The 13,687-nt window shown below is 71.9% G+C and carries 1 protein-coding gene; it reads right to left on the reverse strand.

Annotated features, from left to right (window positions below):
- Positions 1-9: 9 nt before the first annotated feature.
- A complete protein-coding gene (locus ACFWNN_RS02935; protein WP_382438124.1) occupies positions 10-13,623 on the reverse strand; it encodes an amino acid adenylation domain-containing protein in 13,614 nt (4,537 codons plus the stop codon).
- Between the last annotated feature and the right edge of the window lie 64 nt (positions 13,624-13,687).

The raw sequence follows: 13,687 nt of genomic DNA on the forward strand, positions 1-13,687 counted from the left end.
GGTGTCTCCTCACAGGTCGGGGTGGGCGCCGTCGAGGGCGACTCGTTCGAGTTCGAGCAGGACCTTCTCCTCGACCAGCCCCGCCAGTGCGGCGACCGTGCGGGCGGTGAGGACGTCGTGCGGGGTCAGCGAGACGTCGAAGGCGGACCGGCAGCGGGACGCGACCAGCAGGCTGCGCATCGAGTCACCGCCGAGTGCGGCGAAGTCGTCCTCGACGCCGACGCGGTCCAGCCCCAGGACGTCCGCCCAGATCCCGGCCATGACCTCTTCTGTGTCAGTCGCGGGCGGCACGTACCGGGCGGCGGGCACGGGAGCGGACGGGACCGGCAGCGCGGCCCGATCGACCTTTCCGTTGGTGCTCAAGGGCAACGCGTCGAGCACGACGACCACCGCGGGCACCATGTAGTCGGGCAGGCTCCGCGCGGCGAACGCGGAAACCTCGACGGGATCCGGGGCGCGACCGGTCTCGGCGGGAACCAGGTAGGCGACGAGTTGTTTGCCGCCCAGCTGGTCTTCCCGGACCACCACGACGACACCGCCCACGTCGGGGTGACGGCCGAAGACCGCCTCCACCTCGCCGAGCTCGATCCGGAACCCGCGCAGCTTCACCTGGTCGTCGGCTCGCCCGGCGAACTCCAGCACGCCCGTCGGCAGCCACCGCACGACGTCGCCGGTGCGGTACATCCGCTCCCCCGGTGTCCCGAAAGGACAGGCGGTGAACCGGGACGCGGTCAGACCGGGACGGTCGAGGTAGCCGCGGGCCAGGCCGGCGCCCGCGAGGTACAGCTCGCCGGGCACGCCGACCGGGACCGGCCGCAACCTGGTGTCCAGCACGTAGGCCGACATCCCGTCCAGCGGTGTGCCGATCGGCACGGTGTCGGGTACGTGCTCCAGTCCGGTCATCCGATAGGTGCTCGCGAACGTCGTGGTCTCGGTCGGTCCATACCCGTCGACCACGACCAGTCCTGGACACGCCTCCAGCACGCGCCGGACCGCAGCGGCGGGCACGACGTCACCGCCGGTCCACACCTCCGCCACGCCCGCGAAGCACTCCGGGGAGTCCTGGGCCAGCACGCGGAACAGCCCCGCGGTGAGCCACAGCGCGCTCACGCCGTGGTCCGCGACGAGCTCCTGGAGCTTGGCGGCGTCGAGGTCCTCGGGAGGGGCGACGACCACTCGGCCACCGCGCAGCAACGGCACCCACAGCTCGTAGGTGGAGGCGTCGAACGCCAGCGGGGAGTGCACGAGCACGGCGTGGTGAGCCGGGCCGTCGAACCGCGAGTCCAACGCCAGTGCCGCCACGTCGCGATGCCGGACGGCCACCCCCTTGGGCGTGCCGGTGGACCCGGAGGTGAACTCGACGTAGGCGAGCCCGTCCGCGTGCGTGGTCACAGCAGGCCGGTCCGCCCGGCCGTCACCGGGATCGCACCCGAGCACGACGATCTGATCGCCCGCGGCGACATCGCGATCCGTGATCAGGATCCGGCATCCGGCCTGGTCCAGGACCTGACGGCGGCGCTCCTCGGGAGCCCGCTCGTCCAGGGGCAGGTAGGCACCGCCCGCCTTGAGCACCGCGAGCACCGCCACCACCACGTCGGCGGACCGGCGCACCAGCAGCCCCACCCGGTCTTCCGGGCGCACGCCGAGCGCGATCAGCCGGTGAGCCAGGCGGTTCGCGCGAGCATCCAGCTCCGCGTAGGTGAGCGAGACGCCGGCAGCGACGACGGCCGTCGCGTCAGGCACCCGGTCGGCCTGTGCCGCGAACAGCTCGGTGATCGTGGCCTCGCGAACGCCGGAGCTGAAGCGTTCGGGGAGGACGAGCCGGCGTTCGGCGTCGGTCAGGACGTCGATCTCCCCCACCGCACGGCCGGGGTCGGCGGCCAGACCGGCCAGCGCGGCGGTCAGGTGTCCGGCGATGCGCTCGACCGTGGAGAGGTCGAACAGCGCCGGGTCGTAGCTCACCCGGATCTCCAGCTCGTCGCCGGGACGGACGCCGACGCTGAGCGGGTAGTTCGTCGTCTCCACGGCGTCGAGGTCGCGCACGGTGACGCCGTGCGCCGCGGCCTCGTCGACCGGGTAGTTCTCGAACACCAGGATGCTGGTGAACAGTTCTGTCCCGCTCCACGCGTGCAGATCAGCGAGTGAGACGTGTTCGAACCGCCGGGCGTCGGCCTGGTCCGCCTGCAGCCGCCGCAGCCACACCGCGACGGGCTCGTCCTCCGCGACCTCGGTGCGCACGGGCACCGTGTTGATGAACATGCCCGTGATGGCGTCCGCGCCGGGCAGGTCGGCGGGGCGGCCGGACACCGTGGAACCGAAGCACACGTCGGTCTGCCCGCTGTAGCGCGACAACAGCAGCGCCCACGCGCCCTGGACCAGGGCGTTGAGCGTCAAGCCGTTGCGCTGGGCGAAGTCGCGCAGTGCAGCGCCGGGCAGTGTCACGGTCGTCCACGCCGCGGAACGGGTGGCGTGGCCGGGTTCGGTGGGACGGTCCACCGGCAACGGCGTAGGTGCCTCGAACCCGCGGAGCACCTGTCGCCAATGGGCTTCCGCCTCGCCGGGGTCCTGAGTGGACAGCCAGCGCAGGTGGTCGCCGAAGGGGCGCCGGACGGGCAGTGCGGGTTCGTGGCCGGCGCGGAAAGCGGCGTAGCAGGTGAGGACGTCGGTCAGCACCTGGAACGTGCTCCACCCGTCGAGCAGCACGTGGTGGAACGTCCAGCCGACCCGGACCGCCGTGCCCGACTCGGCGGTCAGCACCAGCCGCATCAACGGCGCGGTCCCGAGATCCAGGTCGGCGGAGTCGGGCGGCTCGGCCTCGGCGATCGGCAGGTCGACCTCGCGGCGCACCACCTGCACCGGCCGGTCGACGCCGTCCCACACGACGTGGCTGCGCAGGACCGGCGTCCGGGCGACCACCTCCCGCCACGCGCGGGCCAGCAGACCGACGTCGGTGACGCCGTCGAGGACGAACGAGATCCGTTCGGTGTAGAGGCCTTCGTGGCCGTGGGAGAGGCTGTGGAAGAGCATGCCCGCCTGCATCGGCGTCAACGGGTAGACGTCCTCGACGTCCCGGCCGTCGCCGACGAGGCGGTCCACCGTCGCCTGGTCCAGGCCCGCAGACGGGAAGTCGGACGGCGTGCGACCACCGGCGTCCGGCAGCGCGCAGTGCTCGACGATCTCCCTCAGCGCCGTCGTCATGGCGTCGGCCAGGAGCCGCACCGTCGACTCGTCGTGCGTGTCCTCGCTGAAGTACCACGTCAGCCGGAGCCGCTTGTCCTCCACCGCGCCGACGACGTCGAGGAGGTGCGGCCGGGGCGTGCCGGGGTCGGCGTCGGCGGTCAGCCCACCGACGGTCCGGAACACGGACCCGCTCGTCATCCCGTCGAACTGCCCGAGGTAGTTGAACGCCACCGCCGGGCCGGGGGTGCGGTGGGCCGCGCCGTGACCGATGCCGCGCCGGGGCACCGCGCGCAGCCGTTCCTTGGTCGTCTTCAACGCCGTGCCCCAGTCGACAGCCGGTACCTCCAGCGCCACCGGGAACACCGAGGTGAACCAGCCGACCGTGCGGGAGAGGTCGACGCCGTCGAGGAAGTCGCCGTCACGGCCGTGCCCCTCCAGGTCGACCAGGACGCGACTCCTGCCCGTCCAGACGGCCAGGACGCGGCCGAGTGCGCTCAGCAGGACGTCGTTGATCTGCGTGCGGTACACGGCGGGCACGTCCTGGAGCAACGCGCGGGTCTCGTCCACGTCCAGCTCGGCCACGACGCCGCGCACGGAACCGGTCGTGCCGGTCCCGTGGCGGTCGGCGGGCACACCGGGATCACCGGTGACGCCCGCCCAGTGGTCGGCCTCGTCGTCGAAGCCGCCGCCGGCGACGTGGCCGGCCAGCCGCGACGACCACTCCCGGAACGACGTGGTCTTCGCCCCGAGAACGACTTCCTCGCCGCGCACGGCTTGCAGGTAGGCGGTTTCCAGGTCCTCCAGCAACACCCGCCACGACACACCGTCCACCACGAGGTGGTGCGCGGTGATCCGCACTTGGCGAGACCCGGTCACCGCGGCGCGCAGGAGCACTCCCCCGGCGAAGTCGAACACTCCGTCCACTTCGGACAGGACGTCCGCCGGGCCGACGGGCGCGTTGTGCTGCCGCCAGCCGGATTCCGTGCGCTCGAACCGCATGCGCAACGCGTCGTGGTGCTCCACCAGAGCCCTCAACGCCCCCCGCAGCGCCTCCTCGTCGATCTCGTCGGCGAACTCGACCTGGACCGACTGGTCGAAGTGCTCCGGGCGTGGCGGTTCCGTGTCCAGGAACCAGCGCTGGATCGGCGTCAGCGGGACCTCCCCGACCACCGGCCCCTGCGGCACGCTCTCACCGGGTGCGTCGGTGGACGCGGCCGCGGCGAGCGCCGCCACCGTCCTGCAGGAGAACAGATCACGGGGCACCAGGCGGTAGCCGGCCTGCCGCGCGCGGGACACGACCTGGATGCTGATGATCGAGTCGCCGCCGAGCTCGAAGAAGTCGTCCTCGACGCCGACCCGGTCGAGCCCCAGCACCTGCGCCCAGACGTCCGCGAGCACGCGCTCGGCTTCCGTACGCGGCTCCACGTGCCGAGCGCCGGTGCTCTCCCACTCGGGTGCGGGCAGTGCCTTCCGGTCGAGCTTGCCGTTGCCGGTCAGGGGAAGCCGGTCCAGGCGCACGAACGCCGAGGGCACCATGTGGTCGGGTAGCGTCCGGGCCAGGTGGTCCCGCAGATCGGTGGCCGGACCGCCGACGACGTAGCCGACGATGACCTTGCGCCCGGCGTGTTCCCGGACGTCCGCCGCGGCCGCCCGCACGTCGGCGTGTGCTTCGAGCGCCGCCTCGATCTCGCCGAGCTCGATCCGGAAGCCGCGGATCTTGACCTGGTGGTCGGCCCGGCCGAGGTAGTCGAGCCTGCCGTTCTTCCAGCGGGCGAGGTCGCCGGTGCGGTACATGCGGGTGCCGGGCTCGCCGAACGGGTCGGCGACGAACCGGGACGCGGTGAGCCCCGGCCGGTTGAGGTATCCACGCGCCAGGCTCGCTCCGGCCACGTGCATCTCGCCGACGACACCGGGCGGCACGGGCCGCAGGTCGTCGTCGAGGACGTACACGCGCAGGTCCGGGATGGGTTCGCCGACCGTGCCGTCGGCCGGCGTCCACGTGACGTGCACGGTGGTCTCGGTGATGCCGTACATGTTGACCAGCTCGCCGGGACCGTCCCAGGAGGCGAGCTTGCGCACGTCCAGCGCCTCTCCCCCGAACACGACGTACCGCAGGCACAGCCCGCTCGGCTGCTCGGCGATGAGCTGGTAGAACGCCGACGGCGTCTGGTTGAGCACGGTCACCCGTTCCCGCGCCAGCAGCGCCGCGAACTCTGCGGGAGATCGGGAGACGTCGTGCGGCACGACCACGAGCCTGCCGCCGTGCAGCAACGGTCCCCACAGCTCCCACACCGAGAAGTCGAAGGCGTAGCTGTGGAACAGCGTCCACACGTCGTCGGAGCCGAACCCGAACCACGCGTCGGTGGCGGTGAACAACCGGGCGACGTTGGCGTGCGGCACGACCACGCCCTTGGGCCTGCCCGTGGAGCCGGAGGTGTAGATGACGTAGGCCGGGTTCTCCGGGCACAGCGAGGTTTCCGGTGCCGTGGCGGGCCACCCGGACAGGTCCGGCAGCTCCGTCAGCACGACGACCGGCCCGGTGTCCTCGACCATGCCCGCGATCCGCTCCGCCGGGTACGACGGATCGATCGGCAGGTAGGCCGCGCCGGACTTCAGCACGCCCAGCACCGCCACCACCAGGTCGGCGGATCGCGGCAACCGCAGTGCCACGTACTTCTCGGGACCCGCTCCTCGCGCGACCAGCAGGTGCGCCAACCGGTTGGCGCGAGCGTCGAGTTCGGCGTAGGTCAGGTGCTCGCCCTCGCAGGTGACCGCGACGGCGTCGGGCGTGCGGGCGGCCTGCGCGGCGAACAACCGGGGCAGCGTGTCCACCGGGAAGTCCCGTCCGGTGGGGTTCCACTCGACCAGGACCTGCTCGCGTTCGGTCTCGTCGAGCGTGCGCAGCTCGTTCAGGGGCAGCTCCGGGTCGGCCAGCACGTCGTCCAGCAGCATCACCAGATGGCGTCCCAGCCGTGCCACGGTCGGCTCGTCGAACAAGCTCGGGTCGTGATCGAGCTCGACGACGAGCTGAGAGCCGGGTGACACGACGACCGTGAGCGCGTAGTTCGTCGGCTCGTCCGCTCGCAGGTCGTGCAGCCTCAGGCCGTGGACGGCCAGGGCGTCCTCGTCGAACGGGTAGTTCTCGAACACCACGATGCTGTCGAACAGGCCGGCACCACCGGGCAGAGCGCTCCAGGCGCGCAGCTGGGCAAGCGGGACGTGGTCGAAGCGACGTGCCTCGGCCTGGTCGGCCTGCAGGTCGCGCAGCCACGACAACTGGTCACGACCGCGGTCGACAGCGACCCTCGTGGGCACGGTGTTGATGAACATCCCCACCGTCGACTCGACACCGGCGAGGTCGGCGGGCCTGCCCGAGACGGTCGTGCCGAAGACGACGTCGGAAGTGCCGCTGCAGCGGGAAAGCAACAGCGCCCAGGCTCCCTGCACGACGGTGTTCATCGTCAGGCCGTGCCGCTGGGCCGCCGCCCGCAGCCGTGCGGTGCTCTCAACCGTCAGCTCGAACCGGGCCGTGGCACCGGACTCGGCGCGGTGAGCCTCGACGGGCTGATTGTCGTAGGGCAGCGGGGTCGTCTCGCCGAACCCGTCGAGCACACCCCGCCAGTACCGTTCGGCCGCACCGCGATCCTGCCTGTCGAGCCAGTGCAGGTACTGGTGGAACGGCGTCCGGTCATTCCGCGGACCGGTCGCACCGCGCGTGATCTCCGCATGGTGCTCGCACACCTCGGTGAACAGCTGCGCCGCGCTCCACCCGTCCAGCAGCACGTGGTGGAACGTCCACAGCACCAGCACCTCGTCGTCCGCCAACCGGGCGATGGTCACGCGCATCAACGGCGCGGTGGCGAGGTCCACACCGACGGCGCGGTCGCGGGCCAGCAGGTCCGGCAGTTCCTCCTCGGCGTCGAGGCCTCGCCAGTCGAGGTGGGTGACGGGCAGCGAGACCCGCTGACGCACGAGCAGCAACGGCTCGGGCAGCCCCTCCCACACCACCTCGCCGCGCAGCACGGCGTTGCGGTCCACCACCCGTTGCCAGGCCTCACCGAGCGCCCTCGCGTCGGTGACGCCGCTGAGCCGGAACCGCACCTGGTTGAAGTACGCACCGGAGGTCGCGCCGTCGACCAGGCTGTGGAAGACCATGCCCGCCTGCATCGGCGTCAGGGGGTGGAGGTCCTCGACGTCGTCGCCGGCCAGCCGGTCGACCGCGTCCTGGTCCAGTCGTGCCAGGGGGAAGTCCGACGGGGTGCGGCCACCGGCTCCCGGCCGCGCGCAGTGCGCCACGATCTCGCGCAACGCCTCCCCCGCCGCCTCGGCCAGCCCCCGGACGGTCGACTCGTCGTGGACCTGGTCGCTGAAGTACCAGGTGAGGTCGAGGCAGCCGTGCTCGACCGCGCCGACGACGTCCAGCAGATGGGGCCGCGGGGCCTCCGGCGCGCTGTCCAGTTCCAGACCACCGCGCACACCGCGCAGCAGGCCGCCTTCCCCCGCCTGCCAGTCCATCCGGCCGAGGTAGTTGACGCTGACAGACGGACCGCCGGGGCCGGGCTCGTGCAGGGCGCCATGCCCGATTCCCTTGCGCGGCACCGCACGCAGCTGCTCCTTGACCGACTTGAGGACCACGTCCCAGTCGCCCTCGGGGACGTCCAGCGCGACGGGGAAGATCGTCGTGAACCACCCGACCGTGCGCGAGAGGTCGACGCCGTCGAGCAGGTCCTCGCGGCCGTGCCCCTCCAGGTCCACCGCTACCCGGCGCCGTCCGGTCCACCCGGCGAGCACGCGGCCGATCGCGCTCAGCAGCACGTCGTTGATCTGCGTGCGGTACACGCCGGGCACGTCCTGCAGCAACGCCCTGGTGGTCTGCTCGTCGAGCCGGACCGACACGGAGCGGGTCGACCCGGCGGTGTTGGGACCGTCGTGATCGACCGGCAGCGCGGAATCCGCTTCCGCGACGGAGTCCCAGTGCTCGCGCTCGTCCTCGAACCCGCCCTCGGCCGTGTACCGGGACAACCGGTGCGACCAGTCCTTGAACGAGGTGGTCTTCGGCCCCAGCCGGACGGGTTCGCCTCGTGCCGCCTGGTCGTAGGCGGTGACGAGGTCCTCCATCAGAACGCGCCACGAGACGCCGTCCACGACGAGGTGGTGCACGGACAGGCGCAGCAGATGCCCGTCGAGCACCGCTTCGAGCAGCGGCCCGGCGGCGAGGTCGAAGGCCTTCGCGGAACGTGCGACCAGAACGTCGGCGTGTTCCACCGCCGCGTTGTGCTGCCGCCACCCGGAATCCGTGCGCTCGAACCGCATTCTCAACGCGTCGTGGTGTTCCACCAGCGCGGCCAGCGCAGACCGCAACGCGTCGACGTCCACGTCGTCGGCCAACTCGACGAGCAGCGACTGGGCGAAGTGCTCGGGGTGGTCCGGGTTGGTGGCGAACAGCCACCGCTGCACCGGGGTGAGCGGCACGTCGCCGGACACCCTGCCCTGGTCCGCCTCCTCGGTGGTGACGACGTCGGCCACCGCCGCGAGGGCGGCCACGGTGGGGTGCCGGAACACGTCGCCCGCGGCGAGCGCGAGTCCTGCCCGGCGAGCCCGGGACACCACCTGGATGCTGAGGATGGAGTCGCCGCCCAGCTCGAAGAAGTCGTCCCGCGCTCCGACGCGGTCCACGCCGAGCAGCTCGGACCAGATCCCGGCCAGCACCGTCTCCGGTCCATCTGCGGGCACGACGTGGCCGGAGGACTCGACGGACCACGGCAGGTCCGCGAGGGCGGCGCGGTCGACCTTGCCGCTGGCGTTGAGCGGCAGCGCGTCCACGACGACGAGCGCGTGCGGCACGAGGTAGTCCGGCAGCCGGCGCCCGAGGAACTCCTTCAGCGCGGCCACCTCGACCGGTTCGTCCACGAAGGACAGATAGGTCACCAGGTGTTTGCGGCCGTGGTCGTCGACGCGCACGGCCGTGACCGACTGGCCGACGCCGTCGTGCGCGGACAACGCCGTGTCGACCTCGCCGGGTTCGACGCGGAACCCGCGGATCTTGACCTGGTCGTCGGTCCGGCCGACGAACTCCAGCGAGCCGTCACCCCGCCAGCGGACCAGGTCACCCGTCCGGTACATCCGCTCCCCCGGCTCCCCGAAGGGATCGGGGACGAACCGCGACGCGGTCAGTCCAGGCCGGCGGGCGTAGCCACGCGCCAGACCGTCACCCGCGATGAACAGCTCGCCGGGAACTCCGATCGGCACAGGAGAAACGGACTCGTCGAGCACGCGGACGCGCATGCCGTCCAACGGCCGGCCGATCGGCACCACGTCCCCGACGGCATCGGCGTCGGGCATGCGGTGGGAGGTGGCGAACGTGGTGGTCTCGGTGGGGCCGTACCCGTCGACCACGACGATCCCGGGGCACGCGGCCAGCACGCGGCGCACCGCCGACGCGGGCACGACGTCGCCGCCGGTCCACACCTCGCGCAGGCCGGACAGGCAGCCCGGATCGTCCTGCGCGATCACGCGGAACAGCCCCGCGGTCAGCCACAAGGCCGTGAGACGGTGCCGCACGACCAGATCACGCAGCCGGTCAGGGCCGAGTTCGCCCGCGGGAGCGACCACCACCGTGCCGCCACGCAGCAGTGGCACCCACAGCTCGTACGTGGTGGCGTCGAACGCCGGGGCAGAGTGCAACAGGACCCGGTCGTGCGCCCCGCCGGAAAACCTCGGATCCCGGACGAGATCGGTCACGTCGCGGTGCCGCACGGCCACGCCCTTAGGCACACCGGTGGATCCCGACGTGTACATAACGTACGCGAGGTGATCCGGACTCAACGCGACGCCTGGTTCGGTGCTCGACCTCGCGGCCGAACTCGCGTCGACCACCTCCACCAGGCCCTCGTGGACCTGCTCCGCGGTGCCTCGCCAGGTGTGATCGGTGAGGACGACCCTGGCGCCGTTCTCCTGGAGCAGCAACGCGAGCCGCTCGGCAGGTGCCCTGGTGTCCAGGGGCACGTACACCCCGCCCGCCTTGAGCACGGCCAGTTCGGCGAGCACGATCTCGGTCGACCGGCTCAGCAGCAGGGCCACCGGCTCCTCCACGCCCACCCCGAACTCCAGCAGGCGGTGGGCGAGCTGGTTCGCCCGTGCGTCGAGTTCCGCGTAGGTGATCGCGGTGTCGTCGGCGATCACGGCGGCGGCGTCCGGCGTGCGGCGGACCTGCTCGGTGAAGAGGTCGGTGATCGCGACCGGTGGCCTGTCGTGTGCGGTGCCGTTGAAGGTGTCGAGGACCTGGTGCCGTTCCTCCGGCCCGAGCAGCGCGAGCGTGCCGATCGGTGCACACGGGTCAGCCGCGACGGCCGCGAGCAGCACCTGGAGATGACCGGCCATCCGCCGGATCGTGGCGGCGTCCCAGAGGTCGGTGTTGTACTCGAGGGTGAGGTCCAGCGAGCCGTCCCGCGGCCAGAACTCCACCAGCAGTTCGAACCGCGCCCGCGGTCGCGGCAAGTGGTGTTCGCCGATCTGCAGGTCGTCGATCGAGGCCGATCGCACCATCTCCTGTTGCAGCACCACGAGTGCCTGGACGAGCGGGGTGCTGCTGGGGTCACGGCCGGGTCGGACCGCGTCCACGACCCGGTCGAAGGGCAGTTCGTCGTGGGCGAACGCGTCGAGCACGGTCTCCCGGACCTCGGCGAGGAACCGGTCGAACGTCAGGTCCGGATCCACTGTGGACCGGATCACCAGGGTGTTGACGAAGAAGCCCACCAGGTCGTCCAGTTCCGGCCTGCCCCGGCCGGAGGAGGCGGTGCCCACCGCCACGTCGCGCCGGCCGGTGTAGCGCGCGAGCAGCACCTGCACGGCGGCCGCCAGCGTGGTGAACAGGGTGGTGCCGCCGTCGCGTCCGATCTCGGTCAGGCGGTGCACCAGGTCGCCGGGGAGCGGTTCGCGGTGCACCGCGCCCGCGGTCGTGCGCCGGGAGGGCCGCGGTCGATCGGTGGGCAGGTCGAGCGGTTCCAGGCCGGCGAGCGCTCGTCGCCAGTGGTCCAGGTCGTCGCTCGGGCCGGAGTCGAGGCGGCGGTGCTGCCACACGGCGAAGTCCGCGTACCGGGTGGAGGTCGGCGTGAGGTCGGCTGGGGTTCTTCGGACAGCGGACCGGTACAACTCGACCAGGTCGTCGACCTGGATGCGCACGGACCAGCCGTCGGTGACGATGTGGTGCTGGTTGAGCAGGAGAACGTGGTCGTCGACGGCCACCTCGGCGAGCACGGCGCGCACGAGAGGTCCGACCCGGAGGTCGAACGGCGTGGTCAACTCTTCGGTGAACAACCGGTCGAGCGCGTCGCTCGGGGCTCCGGACAGGTCCTCCACGCGGAGCGGAACCGTCCCGTGTGGAGGGACGACCTGCACGCCCTGCCCGTCGACCTCGTCGAACGTGGTCCGCATGGTCTCGTGCCGCTGGGCCAGACCGTCCAGCGCGGTGCGCAGAGCGGCGAGGTCGAGCGGGCCCCGCAGTCGCAGGCCGACACCCGTGTTGTAGTCGGTGGCCTCGGGATCGAGGCGGTGCAGGAGCCACAACCGTTGCTGGGCGGGCGACAACGGAACGGGCTCGCCGTCCGCGGCCGGGACGATCCGCTCGTCGTCGGCGATCGGAGACCTTCCGTCGATCAGCTCCGCGAGCGCGGTCACCGTTCGCGTGTCCAGCAGGTCCTTCGTGGACAGTGGCACGTCCAGAGCCGTGCGCAGCCGGGAGACCACCCTGAGCGCCTGGATGGAGTCCCCGCCCAGCAACAGGAAGTCGTCCAGCGCACCGATCTGACCGGGGTCCGCACCGAGCACCTCGGCCCACACCGCCGCGACCGTGTGCTCGACAGGTGTCGCCAGGGCGATCCTCTCGCTCCGCCGGGTGGCCTCCCACTCGGGCTCGGGCAGAGCCTTGCGGTCGACCTTCCCGTTGGCGTTCAACGGAAGGCGGTCCAGCATCACGAACGTCGACGGGACCATGTAGTCGGGCAGCGAACGCAGAACGACGGCGCGGAGGTCGTCGTCCGACGGCGTGCCCGTACCGACGATGTAGGCGACCAACCGCTTGTTCCCGGTGTTGTCCTCCCGCGCCAGGACCGCGGCCTGCCCGACCTGCGGGTGCCGGCCCAGCACGGCCTCGATCTCGGCGGTCTCGATCCGGAATCCCCGGACCTTCACCTGGTCGTCGGCGCGGCCGATGAAGTCGATCGTCCCGTCCGCCGCCCGCCGCACCAGGTCGCCGGTGCGGTACATCCGCTGTCCCCGAGGCCCGAAGGGATCCGCCAGGAACCGGTCAGCGGTCAGCGCGGGCCGGTGGAGGTAGCCGCGCGCGAGACCCGTGCCCGCGATGAAGAGCTCCCCGGTCTCCCCTTCCGGCACCGGGATGAGGTCGTCGTCCAGGACGTGCAGCCGAACGCCGTCCAACGCCGTGCCGATCGGGAGAACCTCAGGTACCGCGTGAACGTCCGGGAGCGGGTGCGAGGTGGCGAAGGTGGTGGTCTCGGTCGGGCCGTAGACGTCGACCACGGTGGTGCCGGGGCACGCGTCCAGCACCCGCCGCACCGCCGCAGCGGGCACCACGTCCCCGCCCGCCCAGACTTCCCGTGCCCCGGCCAGACACGCGGGATCGTCCTGCGCCAGCACCCGGAACAGCCCGGACGTCAGGAACAGTCCGGTCACGCCCTGCCGGCCGATCATGTCCCGCAGCACGGGCCCGTCCACGTCACCGGGAGGCGCGACCACGACACTGCCGCCGGTGAGCAGCGGGACCCACACCTCGTAGGTGGACGCGTCGAACGCCACCGGCGAGTGCGCCAGAACGCGGTCGTGCGCACCTCCGGCGAAGCGCGCGTCGAGCGCGAGGTCCACCACGTCGCGGTGGCGTGCGGCCACGCCCTTCGGCACTCCCGTCGATCCGGAGGTGAACACGACGTAGGCGAGGTTCTCCGGGTGAACGGTCGCGTCGAGCACCGCTGCGGCGTCATCCGGCCCGTCGCCCACTACCAGCACGTGGCCGTCGTGGACACGGCTTCCTGTGGACCGCCAGGCGTCATCGGTCACCAGCACCGCCACACCTGCCTCGGCGAGGACGGTCCTCAGTCGTTCGTCCGGCGCGCGAGTGTCGAGCGGGACGTAGGCGCCACCGGCCTTCAGCACGCCGAGCAGGGTGACGACCAGCTCCGCGGAGCGTTCCGCCAGCACGCCGACAAGCCGTTCCGGCCCGATCCCCAGCTCCACCAGGCGCCGTGCGACCACGTCCGACTCGGCGTCCAACTCGGCGTAGCTGAGTTCGCGGTCCCGGTCGACCAGCGCGGTGGCGGCCGGGGCACGACGGACCTGCGCGGCGAACAGGCCGACCACGGTGTCGTGTCGCGCGGACAGGAGCGGGCCGGGTGCTGGGGTCGTGCCGGGCACGGTGCCGGGGAACGTCATCGCCGTCCAACCTTTTTCGGGCGCGGTGCAGCGCCACAGGTGTGCAGGGGAAGAGGTGTGTGAA

The organism is Lentzea sp. NPDC058450, from assembly GCF_042721395.1.
Classification (GTDB): domain Bacteria; phylum Actinomycetota; class Actinomycetes; order Mycobacteriales; family Pseudonocardiaceae; genus Lentzea.